18 protein-coding genes are annotated in these 23,629 nt (G+C 59.1%); 7 read left to right on the top strand and 11 right to left on the bottom strand.

The window, feature by feature from the left end; genetic code table 11:
* Positions 1-66: 66 nt before the first annotated feature.
* The 3 genes from Q1A00_RS08095 (at position 67) to dnaK (ending at position 4,667) form a co-directional block, all read left to right on the top strand.
* Complete coding sequence (locus tag Q1A00_RS08095) at positions 67-993, top strand: LysR family transcriptional regulator (protein WP_298405920.1); 927 nt, start codon at positions 67-69, stop codon at positions 991-993.
* Between the two features lie 458 nt (positions 994-1,451).
* The gene (locus Q1A00_RS08090) at positions 1,452-2,690 is read left to right on the top strand and encodes an NAD(P)/FAD-dependent oxidoreductase (RefSeq protein WP_298405919.1); all 1,239 of its coding nucleotides are present in this window, start codon (positions 1,452-1,454) and stop codon (positions 2,688-2,690) included.
* A gap of 99 nt (positions 2,691-2,789) precedes the next feature.
* Positions 2,790-4,667, top strand: a complete 1,878-nt coding sequence (gene dnaK / locus Q1A00_RS08085; RefSeq protein WP_298405918.1) for a molecular chaperone DnaK — start codon at positions 2,790-2,792, stop codon at positions 4,665-4,667.
* 79 nt (positions 4,668-4,746) lie between these two features.
* Here the strand turns inward: dnaK and Q1A00_RS08080 are convergent, their stop codons facing one another.
* From Q1A00_RS08080 to Q1A00_RS08060, 5 genes are all read right to left on the bottom strand, one after another.
* Positions 4,747-8,514 (bottom strand): adenylate/guanylate cyclase domain-containing protein, encoded by a 3,768-nt coding sequence (locus Q1A00_RS08080; RefSeq protein ID WP_298482844.1) that lies wholly within the window; start codon positions 8,512-8,514, stop codon positions 4,747-4,749.
* Positions 8,515-8,779: 265 nt separating this feature from the next.
* A complete protein-coding gene (locus Q1A00_RS08075) occupies positions 8,780-9,517 on the bottom strand; it encodes an adenylate/guanylate cyclase domain-containing protein (RefSeq protein WP_299756147.1) in 738 nt (245 codons plus the stop codon).
* A gap of 248 nt (positions 9,518-9,765) precedes the next feature.
* A complete protein-coding gene (locus Q1A00_RS08070) occupies positions 9,766-9,912 on the bottom strand; it encodes a hypothetical protein (RefSeq protein ID WP_299756143.1) in 147 nt (48 codons plus the stop codon).
* Positions 9,913-10,125: 213 nt separating this feature from the next.
* Positions 10,126-11,316 (bottom strand): glycosyltransferase family 4 protein, encoded by a 1,191-nt coding sequence (locus Q1A00_RS08065; protein WP_298405912.1) that lies wholly within the window; start codon positions 11,314-11,316, stop codon positions 10,126-10,128.
* Between the two features lie 6 nt (positions 11,317-11,322).
* On the bottom strand, positions 11,323-11,565 hold the full coding sequence (locus Q1A00_RS08060) for a cyclic-di-AMP receptor (RefSeq protein WP_298405910.1): 243 nt from the start codon (positions 11,563-11,565) through the stop codon (positions 11,323-11,325).
* A 150-nt stretch (positions 11,566-11,715) separates the two neighbouring features.
* Between Q1A00_RS08060 and Q1A00_RS08055 the strand changes: the two genes are divergently transcribed.
* The 3 genes from Q1A00_RS08055 (at position 11,716) to Q1A00_RS08045 (ending at position 16,339) form a co-directional block, all read left to right on the top strand.
* Positions 11,716-12,405: a phosphoribosyltransferase gene (locus Q1A00_RS08055; RefSeq protein WP_298405908.1), complete on the top strand. Its 690-nt coding sequence runs from the start codon at positions 11,716-11,718 to the stop codon at positions 12,403-12,405.
* Positions 12,402-15,446 carry an AAA family ATPase gene (locus Q1A00_RS08050; RefSeq protein ID WP_298405906.1) on the top strand — a complete coding sequence of 1,015 codons (3,045 nt, stop codon included), beginning with the start codon at positions 12,402-12,404 and terminating at the stop codon, positions 15,444-15,446. Before Q1A00_RS08055 ends, Q1A00_RS08050 begins: the two co-directional genes overlap by 4 nt.
* Before the next feature lie 128 nt (positions 15,447-15,574).
* Positions 15,575-16,339, top strand: a complete 765-nt coding sequence (locus Q1A00_RS08045; protein ID WP_298405904.1) for a protein kinase — start codon at positions 15,575-15,577, stop codon at positions 16,337-16,339.
* On the opposite strand, the gene Q1A00_RS08040 is transcribed toward Q1A00_RS08045, so the two are convergent.
* The 6 genes from Q1A00_RS08040 to Q1A00_RS08015 form a co-directional block, all read right to left on the bottom strand.
* Positions 16,336-17,445, bottom strand: coding sequence for an ABC transporter ATP-binding protein (locus Q1A00_RS08040; protein WP_298405903.1), 1,110 nt, complete (start codon positions 17,443-17,445; stop codon positions 16,336-16,338). The genes Q1A00_RS08045 and Q1A00_RS08040 overlap by 4 nt on opposite strands.
* Before the next feature lie 16 nt (positions 17,446-17,461).
* Positions 17,462-18,478 carry an ABC transporter ATP-binding protein gene (locus Q1A00_RS08035; protein ID WP_299756136.1) on the bottom strand — a complete coding sequence of 339 codons (1,017 nt, stop codon included), beginning with the start codon at positions 18,476-18,478 and terminating at the stop codon, positions 17,462-17,464.
* 197 nt (positions 18,479-18,675) lie between these two features.
* On the bottom strand, positions 18,676-20,355 hold the full coding sequence (locus Q1A00_RS08030; RefSeq protein WP_298405901.1) for a b(o/a)3-type cytochrome-c oxidase subunit 1: 1,680 nt from the start codon (positions 20,353-20,355) through the stop codon (positions 18,676-18,678).
* Between the two features lie 41 nt (positions 20,356-20,396).
* Positions 20,397-20,885 carry a cytochrome c oxidase subunit II gene (locus tag Q1A00_RS08025; protein ID WP_298405900.1) on the bottom strand — a complete coding sequence of 163 codons (489 nt, stop codon included), beginning with the start codon at positions 20,883-20,885 and terminating at the stop codon, positions 20,397-20,399.
* Positions 20,882-21,043, bottom strand: coding sequence for a hypothetical protein (locus Q1A00_RS08020; RefSeq protein WP_298405899.1), 162 nt, complete (start codon positions 21,041-21,043; stop codon positions 20,882-20,884). Before Q1A00_RS08020 ends, Q1A00_RS08025 begins: the two co-directional genes overlap by 4 nt.
* A 16-nt stretch (positions 21,044-21,059) precedes the next feature.
* Positions 21,060-21,794: an SCO family protein gene (locus Q1A00_RS08015; protein ID WP_298405898.1), complete on the bottom strand. Its 735-nt coding sequence runs from the start codon at positions 21,792-21,794 to the stop codon at positions 21,060-21,062.
* A gap of 339 nt (positions 21,795-22,133) precedes the next feature.
* Between Q1A00_RS08015 and Q1A00_RS08010 the strand changes: the two genes are divergently transcribed.
* Complete coding sequence (locus Q1A00_RS08010) at positions 22,134-23,615, top strand: phytoene desaturase (RefSeq protein ID WP_298405897.1); 1,482 nt, start codon at positions 22,134-22,136, stop codon at positions 23,613-23,615.
* Positions 23,616-23,629 lie beyond the last annotated feature (14 nt).

Genomic DNA, 23,629 nt, shown 5'->3' with positions numbered 1-23,629 from the left:
AAGGCGCGCCAGCCGGTGCAGTTGCACCAACGTTACGATACGACGAAACTAAGTCGTTAGCCCCCTATGCTCAATACCGTCCATTTGCAAACCTTTCTCGCCGTCGTCGAGACCGGCTCGTTCTCGGCGGCAGCTAAGCGGTTGCATATGTCGCAGCCGGCGGTCAGCCAGCAGATCCGGGCGCTGGAAGAGCAGGTCGGTGGGGTACGCTTGTTCCGGCGAAGCGGGCAGCAGATGGTGCTCACGTTGGCCGGCGAGCAGTTATTGAACCATGCGCGAGAATTGGTAGTAATGGCCGAACGGGCGGTGCAAGCGGTAAGCGCGTTGCGCGGCCAGATTGGCGGGCGGGTGACAATTGGTTGTCTAGCTGGTGGCGCCGAAGCGTTTCTACCGGCGCTGCTCGCTATCGTGCAACGCCAATACCCGGCGGTGACGGTTGAGGTCGAGGTGCAAAGCGCCGATCGCTTGTTGGAACACCTCTCCGAGCGGCGCTGTGAGGTCGTGCTTGTCAATGATACGCCGCGTCGGCGTGGTTTTGAGACGCGCTTGCTGGCCGGTGAGCGGCTGGCGCTGGCTGCAGGAGCCGGTCATCCGCTCTTGCAGCAAGAGCAGGCGCCTCCCGGCGTCTTGCGTGACTACCCGTTGGCTTTACCGCAGGTGGGACATCCATTGCGGCGTGTGATCGAGGATGGTTTGCGTCGCCGGGGCGTCAATGCCGCCGATCTGCGCGTGACGCTTGAAGCCGACAGTCCGTTGCTGCTGCGGTCAGCGGTGGAGGCGGGGTTGGCGTTGGCCTTCTTGCCGGCCAGTGTGTTGCCGGCGCGGCTTGAACGGATGGGGATCGTGACGTTGGCCGGGCAGCCGCTGGCGTATGAATGGCACCTTGTCCGCTTGCGCGAACGAGCGCCGGCCCGCGTAGTCGATTTGCTCTACGAGACATTGCTGGGTGACGAGGCCCGATCGACGTTGTTGCGGTTGGGGTTGGCGACGTAGCGCTTCCGTCATTCCCCTCCTCAGCGGGGTTCAAGGGCGGATAGAACGCATGAGCGTAGGTGTGGTTGATGGCTTTGCAATGCACCGGTTCACCCTCACCCCTAGCCCCTCTTTCACTGGTGCGGGAGAGGAGCGCGTGCCGTACCTGCTCACCGCGCGACTTCCCCTCTCCGCCCGCTCGGCAGGAGAGAGGGCCGGGGGGTGAGGTCACTTGCTCGCGCAGCGGGCCTCGTAAGTTTTCGTTCGTCCCCCAGCGGGAGGGACCGTCTTACCCCTCCCTTAGCAGAGGTGGGACTAAGGGGGGGGTACGGGCCAACCGGGAGAGGGGGTAGAGGGTGAGGGCCACCAGCTCGCGCAGCGGGCTTCGTAAGCATAGCCCAGCCCTTCAGGGCCGGGTTCCCGGCTAAGGTTGGTGGTCGTTACGCCAAGCAAGGCTTTTGAAGAATGACCGAGGTTGTATGCACGATGTCATAGTGATTGGCGCAGGCATAGCCGGCTTAGCGGCGGCAAATGCCCTCCACGCCGCGGGTTATGAGGTGCTCGTCCTCGAAGCGCGGGATCGGATTGGTGGCCGTATTTGGACGGACGAGCAGTATGGCCCGGTCGAGTTTGGGGCTGAATTTATTCACGGCCACCGTGCCGCCACGTGGGAATTGGTCAGGCGCGCCGGCTTACCCACTTCGCGTTGGGGGCGCGATCGCCAGTTCGCGCTCGGCGGACGAATATTGGCCGCTGATCATCCGCTTGGGGCAGCCGTGCATACGCTCTACCAGCAGATCTGCGAGTATCGCGGCCCCGAAGTGACAGTGGCCGAATTGCTCGACCGGCTCGCGCCATCATCTGAAGCGCGCACCCTAGCCGGACGCTGGCTAGCCAATATTGAAGGGGCCGACTTGCACCGGCTCAGTGCGGTAGCATTGGCCCGCGAACGGCGCTTGAGCACGATCGGCGAGGATAACTTTCATATCGATTGCGGCTATCGCTATCTGCTCGCGCCGCTGTGTGCCGGGTTAGCGATCGAACTGCACGCTGCGGTCACGCTGGTACGCTGGGATGAGCAGCACGTTGCCGTAGAGCTGGCCGATGGCCGCCGATTCCAAGCGCGCCAGCTTGTCATAACGGTGCCGGTTTCGCTTTTGCAGGCCGGCCAGCCGGCGTTTGATCCGCCGCTCCCAGCGGCCAAGCAAGCCGCCATTGCAGCTATCCCAATGGGCCATGTTACTAAGCTAGCGCTCTGGTTCGATCGCCAATTCTGGCCAGAGTTTACCGTGCTCAGTACTGATGGCGTGATCGCAACGTGGTGGCCGGTGACGAGCGCCCGCGTGCCCACCTTGATGGGCTATATGGGTGGCCGGCAGGCGCTCGCGGTAGCTGAACTCGGTGCAACCGAAGCGATTGCAGTCGCGTTGCGCGAACTCAACGCGTTATTTGGCGTTGATGCGGCAGCCGCTTATCGCGCTGGCCGATTGGTCGATTGGTCACACGATTCGTGGAGCCGGGGCGCGTACACCTACAGTGCCGCCGGCACGGCAGCGGCGCGAGTTGCGCTCGCCGAACCGGTTGGCCCGCTGTTCTTCGCTGGCGAAGCCACCGTCACCGGCGCTGAAATTGCGACCGTGCATGGCGCGCTTGAGACTGGGCGGCGGGCTGCGCGGACGATCCTCCTGCGCAACCGCCAGATTCAAACACACCTCTAACATCCCGCTAGTGTATCATTGCTAGAAAACCGGTACACTACACACAGATACAACATGCCCGTATGGGTACAACAACATTTTGCAACGGAGGCCAGCACTATGGGCAAAATTGTAGGAATTGACCTTGGCACGACTAACTCGTGCATTGCAGTTATGGAAGGCGGTGATGTGGTCGTCATCCCCAACGCGGAAGGCAACCGCACCACGCCGTCAGTGGTCGCATTTGCCAAGAATGGCGAGCGGCTGGTAGGCCAGACTGCCAAGCGGCAGGCGACAATCAACCCTGAAAACACCCTCTACTCGGTGAAGCGCTTTATTGGGCGCAACTTTGATGAAGTGACTGAAGAGCGCAATCGAGTGCCGTTTAAGGTGGTGAAGGGCCCGCGCAACGATGTGCGCATTTACGTGCCGCAGACCGGCAAAGAGTATGCGCCGCAAGAGATCTCGGCGATGGTGTTGCAGAAGCTCAAAGCTGATGCCGAGGCCTTCCTTGGCGAGCCGGTGACGCAGGCGGTGATCACGGTGCCCGCTTACTTCAACGATAGCCAGCGGCAGGCAACCAAAGACGCCGGTAAGATTGCTGGTTTGGAAGTGCTGCGCATTATCAACGAGCCGACTGCCGCAGCGCTGGCGTATGGCCTTGACAAGAAGAAAGATGAGACGATCCTCGTTTTCGACCTTGGTGGCGGTACGTTCGACGTGAGCATCCTTGAGGTCGGCGATGGCGTGATCGAGGTCAAGGCGACCAGCGGCGATACCCACCTTGGCGGTGATGACTACGACGCCGCGATCGTCAACTGGATCATCGATGAGTTCCGCAAGGATCAGGGCATCGACCTGAGCAAGGATCGACAGGCCCTGCAACGTCTGAAAGAGGCGGCTGAGAAGGCCAAGATGGAGCTCAGCTCGATGATGGAGACCGAGATCAACTTGCCCTTTATCACGGCTGACGCCAGCGGCCCCAAGCACTTGGCGATGAAGCTGACGCGGGCCAAGTTCGAGCAGTTGACCACGCATCTGACCGAGCGCCTGCGCGATCCGGTGTTGCGTGCGCTGAAAGATGCCGGCTTGCAGCCGAGCCAGATCGACGAAGTGGTGTTGGTCGGTGGTTCGACCCGTATGCCGGTCGTGCAAGAGCTGGTGCGCAAGATGCTCGGCAAAGAGCCGAACAAGAGCGTCAACCCCGATGAGGTGGTGGCGGTCGGCGCGGCGATCCAAGCTGCCGTGCTCGGCGGTGAAGTCAAGGATGTGCTGCTGCTCGACGTGACGCCGCTCTCGCTCGGTGTCGAGACACTGGGCGGTGTGATGACCAAGCTGATCGAGCGTAACACGACCATCCCGACCCGCAAGACCGAGATCTTCTCGACTGCGGCTGATGGCCAGACGGCGGTTGACATCCACATCTTGCAGGGTGAGCGCGAGATGGCGGCTGACAACATCACGCTCGGTCGCTTCCGGCTTGAGGGCATCCCGCCGGCGCCACGCGGTGTGCCGCAGATTGAGGTGACGTTCGATATTGACGCGAACGGCATCTTGAATGTGAGCGCGCGTGATAAGGCGACGGGCAAAGAGCAGCGCATCACGATTACCGCCAGCACCAACCTCTCGAAAGAAGAGGTTGAGCGTATGGTGCGCGAAGCGCAGCTCCATGCCGCCGAAGACAAGGCGCGTCGCGAGCTGGTTGAGCTGAAGAATCAGGCTGATAGCCTCGCCTATCAGACCGAGAAGTCGCTCAACGAGCTGGGCGATAAGATTGACAGCATCGAGCGCGGTCGGATCGAGGGCCTGATCAAGGATCTGCGCGAAGCGATCGCCAAAGAGGATCGCAACCGCATCCAGCAACTCTCAAACGAGTTGCAGCAGGCGATGTTCAAGATCTCGCAGGCTGCCTACGGTGATGGCGCTGCGCCGGGGGCTGGCAGCAGCGGTGGTCGCAAGGATGATGGCGTCGTCGAAGGCGAGTATACGGTCAACTGATCGGCACCCTCTCAACGGTAGCGTAAGGGCGGGTTTACAACCCGCCCTTACCGCTTCTCCTCCTACGATCTATCCCACGCTATCGTCGCCGCTGCTGGCGCGAGCGCAACACCACCGGAAAGATCAACCCCACGTGCCAACGAATGAAGCGCGCCTCCCAATGTTGCCGCCATGGTAACGGCATCTGGGTTAACGCTTCATAACTGCGCAGCAAGTAAATCGCCAACGGCGGCGCGCCGTGAATCTGGTGCAAGGCTTGCAGGGCCAGCTCGTGCGCCTGTTGCAGCTCGCCGCTGATTTGGGCCATCCGCGCTGCCAACAGCGTATGCCAGATCTGATCGGCGCGGCTGATCCGGCTCGAATCGGTAAACAGGTTGCTCGCCGCTTGCCATTCGGCCATCGCTGCATTCACATCACCAGCGGCGAGATGAATCTCAACCGCGCTGAGACGGCCCCATACCTGCACCTGATGGTCACGTGTTCGCTCGCCGCAAGCAACGACTTCGGCAGCACCGACCAGCGCCGCCGCGAAATTGCCCGTCCGCGCCTGTGCCATACAGAGCAGGGCGCGGCATTCGGCCCAACGGCGGGTTTCACCATGCTGCTGGGCAATCGTCAAGCCGAGATTCAAGGCTGCCTGCGCCCGTTGCCAGTCTCCTCGGCCCAAGGCGGCGAGGCCCTGCATTTGGGCGGCCCACGCAATGGTGGCGGGATCACCCAGTTCGTGCGCTAGCCGCATCGCTTTGCGCCGGTATAGCGCGGCGCAGACTGGCAACCGGTTCAACGCGACTTCCATGTGCGCATAAGCGCGGGCGCGGGCTAATGGCAACCCGGCGGCTTCGGCCAGATTCAGTGCGCGCAGTAAGCTGTGCAACATCGTCAGCGGGTCGCGCTGGTAATAGTCGAGTTGCACTAGCAGATTTGCCGCGCGCGTAATTTCCATCGTATCAATCCCTGCTGGTATGGTGCGGGGGCGAATGCCAAGCAGCGCCAATATTTGCCGCACACTCTCGATCAGCACTGGGGCGAGCAAGGCCCGGCGATCGGACGGCAATGGCAGGCCAAGGTGGGCAAAGGCGTTTTGCACCAATCGGTAGCTTTCGCCAAGACGGCCTTGGCAATAAAACGCTTCAGCCAACATCCGCTCGCGCCGGCCAATAGTAACGCTTGATTGATCGGTGTTGATCTGGTTCGCTTTGCTCAAGAGGTCGATCGCGCTCGCGTAATCACCGGTGTGGAGCGCGAGTTCGCCTGCTCGGTCGAGATACGGCTGTGCCCGTACCGGCTCACCGGCAGCTTGCCAGTGGTAGGCGATGGTCGTTGCTTGCAGCGGATCGCCGCCGGCGCGTTGTTCCAGATACTCGGCTAAGCGGGCATGTACCTGTCGCCGCTGGGCAAAACTCATCAGGTTGTAGATCACTTCCGCCACCGCCGCTGGCCAGAAGGCATAGGACAACGTTGGTTCAAACCGCTCAAGGGTGATCAAGCCGGCTTGTTGGATGGCGAAAAGCTGACTGGTCAGTTGTTGTTCATTGATCTGAGCGGGGTGAATGGCCGCTAACGTCGCCGGATCAAATTCGACCCCGATCACGCTGGCGACTTTCAACGTCAATTGCTGCTCTAGCGTTAATTGGTCAAAACGGCTGGTAATTAATCCTTGAACAGTGACTGGTAAACGAACCATTCGCAATGCGGTGCTAACTGCCCCCGGCACGAAGCGACAGATTTGGCGTTGGCGCATAATCAATCCGGCATCGCGCAGGGCTTTGGCTAGTTCAAGACTAAAAAAGGGATGGCCCTGCGTCTGCTCGGCAATCAGCCGCCAGATCGCTTCATCGACTTGCTCAACTTCAAAGAGCCGGGCAATAAGATCATGAATAGCAAGCGGGGGTAGTCCCTGTAATTTGATCTGATCCATCAATGGATGGTAGAGCAGCCGGCGCTGCTCTTCGGTCTGATTCAGCGGTGGTCGCCCCGTGAGGATAAGCAAGATGGGCGGCTGGCGATCGAGTAGGTCGGCCAGTAACGTCCATGTCGTTTCATCGAGCCATTGCGTGTCTTCGATTGCGATCACCAAGGAGGCACGTTCGGCCACATTGACGAGCAGCGTAATCAAACCGTCGCGCAGGCGTCCGGCATGGGTTGGCGCCAGCGCGGCGAAGTTAGGTGGCTGGCCAATGAGGGTAGTTGGCCAGAGTTCGTGGATGATAGTGTCAATCGCATCCGTCAGATCGCCGAGTCGCGGATCATTCAGCAACCCCGGTAGGCCGGCCCGTAGCACATTGTACGGACTGCGATCGATTAACCGGGCCGTGCCGGCGAGCACGATTGCGCCACGGTTGCTCGCTTGGGCAATGAAGGCTTGGACAAGATGCGATTTACCGATGCCTACTTCGCCGGTAATCACGATGCCGTTGCCTTGGCCCTGCCGTAATCGCTCGAAGCGATCATTGAGCAGCGCCATTTCGTTGGCCCGCCCAACGAGGGCGTTGGTGTAGCGGTTGGTGATCGGCGACCGTCGATCGTATCCATCAGTGATGCTTAACAGCGGTTGAAAGATATGAACCGGATCGGCGATCCCGCGCAGGTACAGTGGGGGTAAGGCGTTAAAGCTGATCCGGTCGCGGCAAGCTGCCGCTGTCTCACCATCGCACAAGATGGGCGCGCTTTGCTGCCGAGCCACTTGCATCAGCCGCGCAGCACGATTGACGACCGAACCCATCATGGTGTATTCGCGCCGCTCTTGCCCTCCGACCGAACTACAGAGCGCTTGTCCGCTGGTGACGCCGATCGTGCAGGTAAACCCCAGATCGGCGAGAGTGTTGACAATATCGTGGGCAGTTAAGACGCCGCGCTCCGCGTCGTCTTCATGGGCGAACGGCGGCAACCCAAACGCTACTAGCAGCGTCGGTCCTTTATTATCGGTGCCAAGCCGGTTGATGCTGCCTTCATACCGGTAAATACAAGTCTGGATAGCGCGCAGCGCCGCCTGTGCTACCGGCAATGGGATGTCAGCAGTTAGATCGCCAAGATGAGCAAACAAGACCGTCACATAGCGTTGTTCGGCGAGCCACCCGGTTTGCCCGGCGTCAATGCGGGACAAAATCGCTTTAGGCACATACGAGCGTAGGAGTTCAATTTGTTCGAGGTCGATCTGGGGTGGCGAAAGCGCCTGCATCGGTACGTCATCGAGCAATGCGGTGAGCCGCCAGTAGCCGCCGGGGAGTGGCTCAGCTTTGCACCATGGTTGCACGAACTGCCAAGCGGCGGCAGTTAAGGCGACCTCTCCCGGCGGCGCTGTCGCTTCAGCTGCGCCGGCCTCACGCACGGCCTCACCGATGATCAAGAGATCCCAGCGGTCAAAAATGCCACCCAGATGCATCACCGTTACGTCGCCAGCCCCAATCCCTACCCGTGCCCGTAGCCCCCGCGCCGCTTCATCCACCACTGCGGTGCTCCAAACCGCGGGTGACATAATCATCTGGATCGCGAGACCGCACTGCACGGCGCGGCGCGTGAGCTGTTCCAATGACTCGTCGCCATACCAGAGGGCCAGCAGGCCATCGCCGGCAAATTTGATCACATCCCCGCCATGGGCCGTGACGATCCTGACCAAATGCCCAAAATAGAGTTCGAGAATTTGCGTCAGCTCTTCAGTGCCAGCCGGATTGGTGTGGGTCAGATGTTCGGTGAGCGCCGTAAATCCCGATAGATCGGCAAACAGGATGGCTGCCGGAAAGCGCTCCTTGGCTGGTTCAAGCCGCCCATCCGCGCTAATGTTTTGCAACCGGCGCCGGATCAGGCCGGGGAGGTAGCAGGCCAATTCGCTGAGGTGAGCGAGCATCATGGCAGTGAATGATGGATACTACATCCCTATTGCCGTCTCACAAACGGCGCTTGCGCTATACAATAGTGATGGACGGTTGGGTTGGTGCCAATTGTGTGGTCTGTTTGATTATGGATCAGAGCTGGTTGTCGCGCAAGTACGGCGTTGGCGCGCTGCACAAGCTCCTTGGTTGAGGTGAATCTTGCTGCGGCGCATGATTGCTCGTCTATCCCTCCTTCCGGGTGGGTCCATCTCAGAATATGGCTGCGACCAATGAATTTTGCCCTTAGCTTGTTTTGACAAGCGGTTGTTGCGCTTGCCATTGCTCGTCTTTAGCGTGAGCAGGATTGGCGCTGAGCGCATAGATGATGATGGGGTGGGATTTGCCTTTGGCTTGGATCGTGCGGGTGGTAAACTTGAGTATACGTGAAGCGCATACCCGGTACATCTCTTCAGATACCAAAATCTCGCCATTGCGCGCGGCGCTCTCAATCCGCTTGGCGGTGTTGACTGTATCACCAATTACGTTGTAAAACTTGATGCCATTGCTGCCAAGGATCCCTTCAACCGCAAGACCATAGTGCATCCCAATGCCGGCGCCGAGTTGTTCGCGAGCCAGCAGGTCGCTCACGTTGCGTTGGCGTTGCAGCGCGGCGCTCAGTGCTTCGTGTGGTTGGGCGAAAATGGCCATAACTTCATCGGCTGATAGCTTCCATTTGATGATTTGGTGCTGATGGAAGACCTGCTCGATGGTTTGATAGTAGCGGCCAAGGAGTGTCACCGTCTCTTCTGGTAAATGCTGCTCGCTCCATTGCGTAAATCCGCGAATATCCATGAAGAGAATGACGCGCTGTTGGCGCTGTTGATGGAGTTGTTCGGGATTGCTGAGAGAGGTGTTTAATAACTCTTTGCCGAGCAGCCATTCCGAGAATACCTTTAGTTGTTCAGGTGTGGTACGGAGTAATTGGAGATAGTAGTGGCCGGTGGCGTTGGCTAAGCTGATGGTAAACCCGAAAAAGAGCATTACTATACCGACAAATTAATGGCTGATGTCGGTGAAAAAGGTGCTCAGCCCCAATGATAAATACAAAGATCCAATAGTCAATATGGTTGGGGTTGTCCCAAAAATGCATGCCTTCAATTACAATTTCGGTAAGGCTATAGATTGATGGCCCAACCAAATTGCCTGCTAGCCGGCGCTATGGCGTGACGGGTGGCAAATTGGTTAGATGATAGCTCTGGATGATGCTGCTGATAATCAAAATATAGGGGTCATACATAAACCCGTGGCGACTCGCAGAGCGATTCAAATGCGATGTTGGCAATCGCAAAAAGCGCCGAGTTGCCAAAACATTCGAGCGCGTAACGAATCGCAAAGGCACCATACAGCCGGCATTCGATGCGTGAGTGTGGTACCATACGCTTTCTCCCTTCTGAAGCTGTGTTGTGAGATGTGTCACGTGAACGGTTGCGCAACCAGTTTGGTTGTGCTAACAGTAGTGAATTGGGAAACGATGAAAATACGATGAAAACAATGTGCGGCGTGGGTCGGCGATGCGATTCGATGGTTGATCGTGCGCGTTCCTATAGTTTCGTTAGGAAGCCAACAAGTAACGCGCCGGATCAGATTGTCTAGGTTGCTGCTACCCGCTGTTGGTGTTGTTGCAACAGCATAGTGCCAATCTGTTCGATCTCGGCGCAGTGCCGTTGCCACGAAAAGTCGGCGACAACGCGGGCGCGGGCCCGTTGCCCCATCGCAAACGCCGCTGCCGGGTCGGCAAGCACGCGCTCGATGGCGGCGGCCAAATCGTCAATATCGCCTTCACAAAAGAGCGCCCCTTCCGTCCCTTCCCGGATGATGGTGTTCAGCGGCGGGATCGCTGTAGTTACAACCGGCAAGCCGGCGGCCATGTATTCGTAAATCTTCAGCGGCGACCAGAAGAAGCCGGCTGTGCGTAAGGCCGGATGGGGGGCAGTGTTGAAGGGCGCAACGCCAAGGTGAGCGTGCGCCAGTAGTTCTGGCAGCCGTTCGTGCGGCACCGCGCCGGTGAAGGTGAAATGGTGCTGGTATGGTGCGGCCAATGTCTCGGCGGCGGCTCGTTCCGGCCCGTCGCCAATCAGCGTGAAGCGGTAGGTGTGCCCGCGTTCAATCAATAGCCGCGCCGCGCGCACGAAGTCTTGCACGCCGTGCCACGCGCGAAACGAACCCATAAATACGATGTTGGGTGGGCCGGGGGGTGGGGCAGCCGGCGGCATGAACATCTCAACGTTCGCGCCCCACGGTAATTCAATGATCTTCGTTCGTGGAATGCTGTCTGGTACCGTTGTGTGCAACGGTGTCACAATCCGATCAGCCCAGTGGCATTGCCGCTCGGCCCAGCGCCGGAATGGCCTGCCCAACGCATCGTCGATTCGGCGCTTTGGTATTTCAGGCGGATCGACCATCAATGCATTCACTTCGAGAATTGCTGGAATTCCTAACTGCCGTGCCGCGATCATGCCGGCTCCGGCGAAGTTGTAGTAGCGCTCGATGACCAGATCGGGCCGTAACGAGCGCGCCAACCGCATAACTGCTGCCACGCCGAGCAGGCTCAGCAGTTTGGGCAGGTCTTGCTGGTACAATGTGAACCCGTTGTACGGCTGCCCGGCGAGCCGGATCATTGGCCGGAAGCGCAGATGGCTGAGCGGCAGCTCACGACTGGCTGCCACCACATGCACGTCATGGCCGCGTTGAGCCAGACCGCGCGCGACTTCCAGCGTGTGAATGCTGCCGCCCAATGTACCCGGCACCGGAATGCCGGAAGCAAGATATAAGATACGCACAGTTGCCTACAGCCGCTCGTACCGCTCAAGATCCATCGTGATTGCCAGCGTCCCCGGCGCTGCTCGTTGCATAATCTCGTGCGCGCGATCGACTTGCGCATCTTCCACGCCCACCAGCAGGGTTGTATTTCCTCGGCGCAAAAAGCCGCCAGTCGTCGCCAGTCGTGTCACTCGAAACCCGGCGGCGACCAGCGCGTCAACGCCGGCATCGGCATTCGCATCTTCGACCACGAAGACAATCAATTTCATATCCGCCCTTTCGCATGCTGCCACCTCTTGCTGCCGAGATTATACGAAGAGGCGGCCCTGCCGTCAATCGTTTTCCTATTGTTGGGCAACGTTGCCTGTGTTATGATCGTGATCAGCGGTTCGCCCTTGATGCTCGAAAGGGGGTTCGCTATGCCAGCACCGGTTATTCCACATCGCTTTCCTGATCGGCGTGCTGCCGGGCGCGCTTTGGCATGGGCCTTGAGCCATTATGCTGACCGGACTCGCCTGCAGGTTCTGGCCCTGCCCCGCGGTGGTGTGCCGGTCGCCTACGAAGTGGCGCAAGCGCTCGCTGCGCCGCTCGATGTGTTGCTGGTGCGCAAGTTGGGGGTGCCCGGCCAGCCCGAGTTGGCAATGGGTGCTATTGCCGAACAGGGGGCGCGGGTGCTCAATCACGATATCATTGCCGACTTGGCTATTCCGTCCTATGTGATCGAAGAAATTACGGCGCAGGAACAGCTCGAAATTGAGCGCCGCGCCCGCGCTTATCGTGGCCAGCGCCCGCCGCCAGAGCTGCACGACAAGACGGTGATTATTGTTGATGATGGCTTGGCCACCGGCGCGACGATGCATGCCGCAGTGAACTGCGTGCGTTTGCAGCAGCCGCGCTGGATTACGGTGGCAGTCCCGGTTGCCAGTACCGAGAGCGTGCGTCATCTGCGCACCGTGGCCGATGATGTGGTTGCGGTGTTGGCAGTCGAACCGTTCTACGCGCTCAGTTACTGGTATGATGACTTTCGCCAAACGAGTGATGATGAGGTGCGGCAGTTGTTGCAGGCTAGTTTGCCGGCCAGCGCTGTGCCGCATGAAGAGGGTGCATGATCGTCGTCCAACTCTTCGGCTCACCGCGTGTGTTGCGTAATGATCAGCCGGTGCCGTTGTCGCGCCGGCGGAACCGGGCATTGCTGTTTTATCTGGCTGCGCATGCGCGACCGGTGCGGCGTGAACAGGTGTTGGCCCTTTTCTGGCCCGATCACGAGCGTGGCGCGGCCCAACAGCTTCTTCGTTCCGCGCTCTACACGATTCGCCGCGCGGTTGGCGATGCCTTGATCGCCGATGATGAGCAGCTTGCGCTGGCGGCTGCCGTTGATCTGCGCGCGTTGTACGCCGTGATGGCCGATCCGCAGGCGAGTGCCGCAGCCTTGGTGTCAGTGTTACCTGCCGATTCTGCCGAATTGTTGGCTGGCTTTGAGCTGCTCGATTGCGAGCCGTTTCAGTTTTGGTTGGAGGGTGCCCGTATCCAAGCCCGTTCGCTCGTGGGAAGAGGATGGCTGCGCTTGGCCCGTCTCTATGAACAAGGCGGCGATCTGGTTCATGCGCTGCGGGCGCTCGATGCCGCTCTCGCTATCGATCCACTCCAAGAGGACGTTCAGCGTGATGCGATGCGATTGGCCTACCTGAGCGGCGATCGGGTCAGCGCGATCCGGCGCTTTGAGCGGTTGCGCGAGCTACTTGATCAAGAGTTGGGTGTGTCGCCGATGCGCGAAACGCAGGCGCTGTACGACGCAATTATTACCGATACGCTCGCGGTGTCCCCCGCGCCGCGCTTCCGCCCGCCGGTCGCTAATGGCTTGTTGCCGTTTACCGGTCGCGAGGCTGAATTGGCTCGCTTGCGCGCCGAAGCACGCCCCGGTCGCTTATTGCTGATTGAAGGCGTGCCCGGCATTGGCAAAACCCGTCTGGCTGAAGAGTTCCTTGCTTGGCGCGGCGGATTGGCTCTCAGCGGAGGCGCTCGTGAGCTTGAACAGAATTTGCCCTACCATCCGATCAGCGCGGCACTGGCTATGCTGGTGGCGCGTCCAGAGTGGCCTGTCTTGCGCGCGCAGGTGCGCCTCGCTCCGATCTGGTGGAGCGAATTGGGCCGCCTGTTGCCCGATCTGACCCCGCCGCCTGCCGAACCGCCCGATGAGGCACGGTTGTGGGAAGCTATTACCCGTCTGTTGGTCGAAATCGCTCGCCAAACCCCGCTGAGTCTCTTGATCGATGATCTACAGTGGGCCGATGTGAGTACGCTGGGTTGGCTTGGTTATGTGCTGCGGCTGAGCACTGAAGCTGATCTGGTGGTGGTTGCTACCGCGTGTCTGCCCGAACCGCGCAGTCCGCTCGCTGGCTTGATCCGTGCATTAGTGCGTGAAGAGCGGCTGATCCGTTTGGCGATCGATCGGTTGCCGCCGGAGGCGACGCTCGCCATAGCGCGCCGTCTCAGTCCAACCTTTGCCCATCCGCTCGCCAATTGGCTTGAACAGAGCGCCGAAGGTAATCCCTATATCATCGCCGAGCTGGTGCGCTACGCACGCACTGCCGGCTGGCTGACCGCCGATGGGATGGTTGATCTAAGTACGCTCTCGGCGCAGCCGGTCGTGCCGCAGACGGTGTACCATCTGATCGAAGCGCGTCTCAGCCGGCTTTCCGATCCAGCCCGGCGATTTCTCGATGCAGCAGTGGCTGTCGGTCGCGATTTCGATTTCGCGGTCGCGGCCAAAGCGGCGGCCCTGTCGGAAGAGGCGGTGCTCGATGCGCTCGATGAGCTGTTGGCGGCGCGGTTGGTGTTGCCGTGCGCCGATGGCCGGTTTTGTTTTGACCATAGCTTGACGATGGAAGTTGCCTACCGTGATGTGGGCGAATTGCGCTACCGGATGTTGCACCGGCGGGTCGGCGAAGCGCTTGAGACCGTCTACCGCGACCGGCTTGACGATCTGGCTGGCCAGATCGCGTTCCATTTTGCTGCCGGTGGCTGGCTGGAACGAGCCGCGACCTATGCTTTGCGCGCCGCCGAACGAGCCGCGGCCTTGGCGGCTTGGCCTGAAGCTGCCGAGTTCTATGCGCAGGCCTTAGCCGGTGCGCCAGCAACGCAGCGTTCATTCATCTTGCTGAAAGTGGGTGAGGCACGCTTGCAATCGGGCGCGGCGGCGCTAGCCGCTGAAGCCTTCCGCGACGCAATTGCAACTGCGCCGACCGCGTATGACGCGCTCGTGGCCCGGTTGGCGTTGGCCCTTGCGCTTATTCCGCAAGGGCGCTATGCTGATGTGATTGCGCTGGTGAGCCAGCCCGATCCGGCGGCGCATCCGAAAGAACAGGCTACAGCGCTCTTTTTGTGGGGGACGGCGCTTTCGCTGGAGGGGGCTGATCTCTATCGCGCTGCCGAACGCTTGACCGCTGCCGAACAGGTGCTCCTGTCGTGTCCGGTTGCCGATCAGGCCGCGTTGGCGCAGGTTCATTTCGAGCTAGGCAATATTGCTGCGCAGCAGGGTGATCTTGATACCGCTATTGCGCGTTACGAAGCGGCGCAGCGCATTGCTGACCAGACGGGGGATGAGGCCAGTACGTGGCGCGTGCTGGCTCGCAATAACCAAGCTTACCACCGGTTGTTGCGCGGTGAGGTGGCTGCCGCTGGCGAGATCATTACCGCCGCACTGGCGTTAGCCGAAGAACGCGGGTTGTTGGCGTTGCAACCGTACCTGCTTTCGACCGCCGGCGAAGTGGCGCTGGCTCACGGCGATCTCGCCACCGCGCAAGCCTACTTCCAACAAGGCTTGGGTTTGGCGAACCAACTTGGTATTCCTGAACGGGTGGCTAGTCTAACGGCTAATCTCGGCTTGGTGGCCGTTCGCCGTGGTGAAACGACGTGCGCTGTTCACTGTCTTTCAACGGCGCTGGCCCAAGCCGATACCCTTGGCGCTCGTCATCTGGCCGCGCAAATCCGGGTTTGGATCGCGCCGCTGTTGCCCGTAGCCGAGGCGCGCGCTGTGCTGGCCGAAGCGCAAGCGCTTGCCGAAGCCGGTGGCCGCCAACGCTTGCTGGCTGCAATCGCCGAGGCGCGGGCGGTCTTGGCCGAACGAGAAGCGACGCTGTATGTAACGTAAATGATCGGGAATAGCTTGGCAATCGTCTTCGGCCTTCTTGGTGTGTGGTTGCGGTGAGTGCGTATGCGGTATACATAAACTTTGTGTTTGCGAATGCTTCGTGGTGTGGTTGCCAGCGAGGGGGGGCTATGGTGCGACCACAGATCGGGGATATCATCGGGCATGCCCATATCGAAGCACTGATCGCTTCGTCGGTGTACAGTGATGTCTACCGGGCCACCGATCTGCTCAGCGGCAAACCATGCGCCGTGCGCTTGTGGCGCGCCTCATTCGATCATGCCACTGAATTACGCGCGCTCTTCCATTATGAAGCGCGGATTGCGGCTGCGCTCCGCCATCCGCACATTCTGCGCATCAGCGAGAGCGGTGAATGGCATGGGTATGGCTTTATCATCAGCGAGTATATGGCGACTGGATCGCTGCCGACATGGTTGCGACGAGTGTCTGCGCCGCCTGCCGTCCTCTTTGATTTGCTCAGACAGGCAGCGCTGGCCTTAGCGTATGCCCACCGGTTTCATGTGGTGCATGGCGATCTCCGTCCCGCCGCTTTGCTCTTAACCCCTGATGTGCGGTATCGCGCCGGGTTGCGGCTGGCCATCAGCGGTTTAGCATTAGGGCGGCTGAGCAGCGAAGCGTTAGCGCTTGGCGGCATTACCCCGAATCGTTATATCGCGCCGGAACGGCGCGTCGGTGCCGAACCCTCGCCTGCCGCTGATATCTTTGCGTTTGGCCAGATCATAGGCGATCTCTTTGGCGATACCCCCGCTGATCCACACATCGTTGATCTGATGGCCGCCTGCTGTGTGCCCGATCCCGCCCGACGCCCGCCGGCAGCCGCGATTGCGCTTGCCCTTGCCATGCAAGTGCGCGCATTGAGCAAAGATATGGCTTAACTATCCTGCTCGTGGGTAATACTCTTAACCCGCCCAATATCAGCCGCAATCCGCGCAGTAATAGCTTCGGCCTGTTTTCGCGCCACTTCTGGCATCAGCGTCGCACTTTCGCGCGCGCGCCAACAAGCGGCAAAGTGGCCGTTGCCGTAATCAACAAACGGTGGCTCTTCCTCACGGCACTTCTGGATGGCAATTGGGCAGCGGGTGTGGAAATGGCAGCCTGACGGCGGGTTGAGTGGGCTAGGGACATCGCCCTCTAAAATAATTCGCCGGCGTTGCCGTTCCACTTTCGGATCAGGAATCGGAACCGCCGAGAGCAGCGCTTGCGTGTACGGGTGCAGCGGCATCGAATACAGTTTTGGCCCCTCGGCTAACTCAACCACTTTGCCGAGGTACATCACGGCCACTCGATCAGAAATGTGGTTAACGACGCTGAGGTCGTGTGCAATGAACAGATAAGTCAAACCGAGTTTGTCTTGCAACTCTTCCAGCAAATTGACCACTTGCGCCTGAATCGATACATCAAGCGCCGAGACCGGCTCATCACAAACGACAAAATCCGGCTCAACCGCCAACGCACGTGCAATCCCGATCCGTTGCCGTTGGCCGCCGGAAAACTCGTGCGGGTAGCGATTGGCAAACGCTGGGTTAAGACCAACCAGATGTAACAGCTCCTCGACCCGCTCGCGCACTGCTCGCCCTTCGCGCAGCTTATGCACCCGGATCGGCTCAGCAATAATGTCGCCGACCGTCATGCGCGGGTTGAGCGAGGCATACGGGTCTTGGAAAATCATCTGCACCCGGCGGCGCATGTGGCGCAGGTCATTGCCGCGCAATGTGGTCAAATCGACACCCTGAAACAGTACCTGCCCGCTGGTGGGACGGTACAGTTGCAAAATCGCCCGCCCAGTGGTGCTCTTACCGCAGCCCGACTCGCCTACCAACCCAAGCGTCTCGCCGCGCTTGATCGTAAAACTGACGCCATCAACCGCTTTCACTGTGCCTACGCGCCGCTGAAAAATAATCCCCCGTGTGACCGGGAAATGCATGCGCAGGTCTTTCACTTCGATCAACTGTTCGCCGGAGGATTGTGCCAACGTAGCCATGAAATGCCTCGCCTCGTCAAGCCGCAATGTCGCTCGTTACGTGCTGGGGAATCGGAGTCTCAATCGTAATGTCGAAATGGCATGCTGCCCGATGGTGTTGGCCCACACTGCGCAATGCTGGCGCGCTGGCGAGGCATTCCTCCCGCGCGTAATCACAGCGCGGGCTGAAGGGGCAGATCGGCGGCAGATCGATCAAATTCGGCGGCAAGCCACGGATTGGCGTCAAGCGCCGGCCCCGCTCTTCATCGAGCCGCGGAATCGAGCGCAACAAGCCGATCGTATACGGCATACGCGGGTTGGTAAAGATTTCACTAGTGGGGCCTTCTTCTACCACCCTGCCGGCGTACATCACTGTCACCCGGTCAGTCATGCCAGCGACAACGCCAAGGTCGTGCGTAATCAAAATCACCGCCGTCCCCAACTCTTCGCGCAACCGGTTGATCAATTCGAGAATCTGGGCCTGAATTGTCACATCGAGCGCGGTGGTCGGCTCGTCGGCGATCAGCAGTTCGGGGTTGCACGAGAGTGCCATCGCAATCATCACCCGCTGGCGCATCCCGCCCGAAAACTGGTGTGGGTAATTATCGAGCCGCTTGCTGGCCGAGGGAATGCCCACCATGTCGAGTAGTTCGACCGCACGATCACGCGCCTCTTTTTTGGTCAATTTGAGGTGCAACTCGAGCGACTCGGTGATCTGCCGGCCAATCGTCAACACCGGGTTGAGCGACGTCATCGGATCTTGAAAGATCATGGCGATCCGGTTGCCGCGAATAGTCTGCATCTCCTCTTCGCTGGCTTGTAACAGATCCTCGCCGTCGAACAGAATTTGGCCGCCGGCAATCTTGCCCGGCGGGGTTGGGATTAGTCGCATGATCGAGAGTGACGTGACCGATTTGCCGCAACCCGACTCGCCGACGATGCCGAGCGTTTCGCCTCGATTGACATAAAAAGAAACACCGTCGACCGCTTTGACGATGCCGTCCTGCGTATGGAAATAGGTGCGTAGATCGCGAACTTCGAGCAATGGGGCCATACAGATCCTTTGTCTCGTTGCCCTAGTGGTGTGTGGGCATGGCCATTCCGTTGTTATGTTTACCTTTGATGGTGCGGATAGGGGGATAGTACCACAGAAAACCGGTCAGTGTCAAGGAATCTATAGCGCCGCACGGCTGTGCGGCGCTATAGAGGTCTTACAGCGATGGCGGCCAATGTTATGCGAACACGCCCTTGTTACCAGACTCTGCGGCCCGGTACGTCAAATGTAGCCGTGCGCAAAATATCAAGGATGGTCGGCACGTAATTGATGATCAGAATGATCGCTGCGATTGCCACCCACACCAGCAGCCGGTCAAGGATCTTGGGTGCATCTTCAGGGCCAGAGATCGCCTTGGCGAAGGTGAAATCGGGCGCTTCGGCCAGCTTCTCACCGCGGGTCAGCGTCATGATCATGTTGAGGTAGTAGAAAATGGCGCTCACAAACATGATCAGACCGCCGATCATGGCAAAGAAGAGGAAGAACCGCCACTCATCCTGCACATAGGGTGCGCCGCCGATGTCGGTGCGGCGAGGCATGCCGCGGAGGCCAAGCTCGTGCATGAAGTGCGAGAAGAGACCCATGCCGACAAACCAGAGCCATGGCTGCGCCACCGCCAATCCGCGGCTCCATAGCTTCCGCCCGGTGAGGTGCGGAACCAGCCAGTAGGTGATGCCCATGAAGCTCAGCGCCACTGCCGTGCCGACCGTCAAGTGGAAGTGACCCGAAATCCACGATGTATTATGCACCACGAGGTTGACGTTGTACGAAGCGTTCACCAACCCGCTGATGCCGCCGAAAGCAAAGAGCATCATGGCCACAATTTGAGTCGAGATTTCGGGCTTGCCCCACGGCAGGTTAAAGATCCACGCTAACCAGCCTTCGCCGCCGTTCCGTCGTCCGGCATACTCTAGTGACGCGACGACGTTGAAGAAGGTGAGCAGGCTGGGGAAGAACACGCCAAAGGTGAAGATCGCATGCACCAGCTTCCACATCTCGGAAATGCCCGGATCGGTCACTTGATGGTGCATCCCAATCGGTAGCGACAGGATCAGGAAGAGAATAAACGAAACCCGCGCCATTGGATCGCTGAACAGCTTGCCGCCAGCCTGTTCCGGCACCAGCGTGTACCACGAGATGTATGCCGGCAACAGCCAGAAGTAGACAATCGGGTGGCCGGTAAACCAGAACAGGGTGCGCGCCAGCACCGGATCAGTGCCGCCGACCAACCCTAACGACCACGGAATGACCAGAAAGAGCATCTCGCTCGCCACACCAATGGTCGAGATCGTCCACATCAGCATGGTCACAATCGCCATGAAGGCCGGCAGTGGCGTGCGCTGGCCGGGATTGTCGGCGAGCCAAGCATTGCGTGTCATGATCATATTCACCAACAACAGCCACGTCCCGGCCACTACCAGCGTCAGACCGATGTAAAAGAGCGCATCTGCCTTCAGCGGCGGGTAGAAGGTGAACATGACGGTGGCGTTGTTGGTCAACAACGGGATCGCCGCCAACACGAGACCCGTGACCATCACCCAGAGTGTAGCCCATGCCAGCCGGCTGCTCGCCAGCGGGCGATTCAGGCTCTTGGTGAAGATGTAAGTCAAAAAGCCAATAATATAGAACGTTGTAAAGACCAATACATTCAACACACCGTGAATGGTCAATCCCTGATAATAACCGCCGGGGAGAAGCGGTTTCGATGGAGTGTAGAGATCCAACCCGTTGTAGCGCAGGATCTGGAGCACACCCATCAAGCCGCCGACAGCGAGTGCGGCGAATGCAATGAAGATATTGATCCCGGCAAGCTTGCGCTCAACACTGAGATCAGTGCTGATCGCCACCGGGCGGGCGCGTGCTGCAATACTAGCCATGCAACTCTCTCCTTTAGATTTCCAGCCAAGTAGTGCCTTGTTTAATAGACGACAACCGTGCCGTACATTACATGATGGCCGGCCCCGCAATATTCATGGCAGACAACGAGATATTCGCCCGGTTTGTCGAACGTGGCAGTCACGCGCGAGACTTGACCGGGGATGACCATCACGTTGATCGGCGCGCCTTCAATCTTGAATCCATGGATCACATCTTTGCTGGTGAGAATGAAGGTGACTTTTGATCCGGCTGGTACTTCAATCTTATTCGGTGTGAACATAAAGGTCTGCGCGGTTATGATCGCTTCATAGCGACCGGGCGCAATTTCGCGCAGGCCGGTCTGACTGAAGGTGGCATCGGCCCCGGCAGCTACGGCGCTCACACTGACCCGCCCTGCTGTCGTCGGAACTCGTACACCAACCGCAAAGGCGGTGATCAGGATCGCAACCAGCATCGAGACCGGGATCGCGACGCTGGGCAGGATCCACGCCACTTCAAACAAATAGCTGATAAACTTCTTGTCTTTCATGACGCCGGTATCCCTCCGTTGTTCAACAGGGTCAGATAGACCTGCATCCACAGAATGCTCATCGCCAGCAAGAAGCCTAACGTGATCATCAGCGCGCCGCGCGGTGGCTCATGATCGTCATCGTGCTCGTCGTCCGATGGTCGGCGGTAGCTTGACATCCTTTCCTCCTCAAGGCTATTCCGGATAACAGACAAAAAGATGAGACGCTTCGTACACTAATCGCATAGCCCCTTGGCTGCCCATTTCACGGGTGAGCAGGTCAATGTCACGTAGCGCAATGGCTAGCGGTGGGCCTTCGGCTGGGTACGAGGTGCGGATCATCCCGCTCGAGTCGATCAGAAACGTGCGCCGTTCGGCGTACAGCTTGCCGTTGGCATCAGGTTCGGTGTAGTACACGCCTAACCCGCCGCCCACGACCATCTTGACTTCGCGTGGATCGCCGGTGACAAACCGCCAGCTTTGCGGGTCAACGCCGAGTTGGCCGGCCAATGCTGACAAATCGGCTGGTGTGTCATGCGCTGGATCAAGGGTAATGGTGAGAAACAGAACGTCACTGCCGAGCCGTCCGCTGCGTTGCAGCTCTTGCCTCAGTTCGAGCAGGTGCTTGGTCTGCTCGGCACATTCGTCGCCGCATCGGCTATGCATCAGGCTGACAAACACCATTCGCCCGCGTAGGTCGCTGTCGAGTAGCCGGCTGCCCCGTTGATCCGTCAATGCAAAGGGCGGAAACTGTTCGCCGCGTGGCAATACCTTCACCGGACGCGCAATCACAAACCATAAGAAGGTTGCCAGCAGGCCAGCGACGACGATGATGCCTAGCGCTGCCCATAACTGCACACCACGGTGCTTAGTGATGGCGCGGTGCCATTGCTGAGTTTGCCCAGAACTCTCGGCTATCCACAAACGCATGGTGCGATCCGTCTAGCTACAATCGCTTGCAAGCCGAGTATACCTAGCGATCGGTTGTAGTGGAGTAAAGCGGTTATAACAAATGGTTGCGGTCTTGCAACTTTTCATCATTCTATTCACAGTGAATACGTACACGATATACAAATAATTCCTTAGCGCTGGGTTGAACTTGCTGCACGGAATTGTTGGTAAGACCGGCGTCGCTCCCGGTTATCGTCTCTTCACGCTACGCCGACAAACTCTCTCTGCATGGGTGGCGGTTCCCCGCTACAATCGGCATGGCCGGTTCCTGAGCGGCGTTCCGGCGCGCCGTGTTGTGTCGCAAAAGGTGATAGTTGTATGGCATCAAAGCAGATTGTGGTTATTGGTAGCGGTTTTGGCGGCCTGAGCGCCGCGATCCGCTTGGCAGCCCAAGGTCACGCAGTGACAATCCTCGAACAGCGCGATCGGCCCGGTGGCCGCGCGTATGTGTATCAGACGAAAGGCTATACCTTTGATAGCGGGCCGACCGTGATTACGGCGCCGTTTATGTTTGATGAGCTGTGGCAGTTAGCTGGTAAACGGCGCGAAGATTATTTTACCCTTGAACCATGCCGGCCCTATTACCGCCTCTTTAATCACGAGGGCCGTTACCTTGAGTATGGTGATGATGAGCAGGCGTTGCTCGATCAGATCCGCCAGTGGAACCCGGCTGATGTCGAAGGGTATAAGCGCTTTATCGCCAGTACCCGCCCGATCTTTGAGAAGGGATTTAGCCTGATCGATAAGCCGTTTCTCCATTTCGGCGATATGCTGCGGGTGGCTCCTGACCTCATTCGCCTTAAATCACATCAGAGCGTCTACCGGTTTGTTTCTCAGTTCTTCCAAGATGATTTCCTCCGCCGCTGTTTCTCGTTCCATCCGCTCTTCATCGGCGGTAATCCGTTTGATTCCACCTCGATCTACGCGATGGTGCATTACCTCGAACGGAAATGGGGTGTCTACCACGCCCGCGGCGGCACCGGCACTATCGTCAAGGCGATGGTGCAGCTCTTTACCGAACTCGGCGGCAAGCTTGAGCTTAATGCCAAGGCAGTTGAGGTTGTGATCGATGGCCGTCGCGCCCGTGCTGTGCGCACCCAAGATGGCCGGCTCTTCCCCGCCGATATTGTGGTCTCGAATGCTGATGTGCCCCAGACCTATATGCGTCTGATCCCGCCGCGCTATCGCAAGGTGCAGACCGATCGCCGGCTGCGACGCATGCGCTACAGTATGTCGCTGGCGGTGATCTATCTCGGCATTAACCGGCGCTACGACGATCGCCGCTTGGTGCAGCACAATATTATCTTCAGCGAACGCTATAAGGGCTTGCTCGACGATATCTTCAACCGTAAGCGGCTGGCTGACGATTTCTCGCTCTATCTGCATCGGCCCTCCCATAACGATCCGACGCTGGCCCCTCCCGGTCACGAGGCGCTGTATGTCCTAACGCCGGTGCCTAATCTGGCAGCGCCGATCGATTGGGCGACGGCTGGGCCAAGGTTGCGCGAGGCGATCCTTTCGTTCCTCGAAGAGCACTATATGCCTGATCTGCGCCGTCATATCGTGGTTGAGCATATGGTCGATCCGCGCTACTATCGCGATGCGCTCAATAGCTATCTCGGCGCAGGCTTTTCTATCCAGCCGATCCTCACCCAGTCGGCTTGGTTCCGCCCCCATAACCGCTCGGAGGATATCGACAATCTGTATCTCGTCGGCGCCGGTACCCATCCCGGCGCTGGCTTGCCCGGCGTGATCGCTTCCGGCGCGATTGTGGCCAATTTGGTGGCTCAAGAGGCGTAGCGCACGCTCCCTAA

This window comes from uncultured Chloroflexus sp. (assembly GCF_938091255.1).
In the GTDB taxonomy this organism is placed as follows: Bacteria; Chloroflexota; Chloroflexia; order Chloroflexales; family Chloroflexaceae; genus Chloroflexus.
Note: the sequence above shows the minus strand (reverse complement) of the source record. Positions and strands in the feature narration are given on the sequence as shown.

Coding starts and splice junctions, on each gene's coding strand:
- Q1A00_RS08095 (WP_298405920.1), top strand. CDS start 67: ATGCTCAATACCGTCCATTTGCAAACCTTTCTCGCCGTCGTCGAGACC.
- Q1A00_RS08090 (WP_298405919.1), top strand. CDS start 1,452: ATGCACGATGTCATAGTGATTGGCGCAGGCATAGCCGGCTTAGCGGCG.
- dnaK (WP_298405918.1), top strand. CDS start 2,790: ATGGGCAAAATTGTAGGAATTGACCTTGGCACGACTAACTCGTGCATT.
- Q1A00_RS08080 (WP_298482844.1), bottom strand. CDS start 8,514: ATGATGCTCGCTCACCTCAGCGAATTGGCCTGCTACCTCCCCGGCCTG.
- Q1A00_RS08075 (WP_299756147.1), bottom strand. CDS start 9,517: ATGCTCTTTTTCGGGTTTACCATCAGCTTAGCCAACGCCACCGGCCAC.
- Q1A00_RS08070 (WP_299756143.1), bottom strand. CDS start 9,912: ATGGTACCACACTCACGCATCGAATGCCGGCTGTATGGTGCCTTTGCG.
- Q1A00_RS08060 (WP_298405910.1), bottom strand. CDS start 11,565: ATGAAATTGATTGTCTTCGTGGTCGAAGATGCGAATGCCGATGCCGGC.
- Q1A00_RS08055 (WP_298405908.1), top strand. CDS start 11,716: ATGCCAGCACCGGTTATTCCACATCGCTTTCCTGATCGGCGTGCTGCC.
- Q1A00_RS08050 (WP_298405906.1), top strand. CDS start 12,402: ATGATCGTCGTCCAACTCTTCGGCTCACCGCGTGTGTTGCGTAATGAT.
- Q1A00_RS08045 (WP_298405904.1), top strand. CDS start 15,575: ATGGTGCGACCACAGATCGGGGATATCATCGGGCATGCCCATATCGAA.
- Q1A00_RS08040 (WP_298405903.1), bottom strand. CDS start 17,445: ATGGCTACGTTGGCACAATCCTCCGGCGAACAGTTGATCGAAGTGAAA.
- Q1A00_RS08035 (WP_299756136.1), bottom strand. CDS start 18,478: ATGGCCCCATTGCTCGAAGTTCGCGATCTACGCACCTATTTCCATACG.
- Q1A00_RS08030 (WP_298405901.1), bottom strand. CDS start 20,355: ATGGCTAGTATTGCAGCACGCGCCCGCCCGGTGGCGATCAGCACTGAT.
- Q1A00_RS08025 (WP_298405900.1), bottom strand. CDS start 20,885: ATGAAAGACAAGAAGTTTATCAGCTATTTGTTTGAAGTGGCGTGGATC.
- Q1A00_RS08020 (WP_298405899.1), bottom strand. CDS start 21,043: ATGTCAAGCTACCGCCGACCATCGGACGACGAGCACGATGACGATCAT.
- Q1A00_RS08015 (WP_298405898.1), bottom strand. CDS start 21,794: ATGCGTTTGTGGATAGCCGAGAGTTCTGGGCAAACTCAGCAATGGCAC.
- Q1A00_RS08010 (WP_298405897.1), top strand. CDS start 22,134: ATGGCATCAAAGCAGATTGTGGTTATTGGTAGCGGTTTTGGCGGCCTG.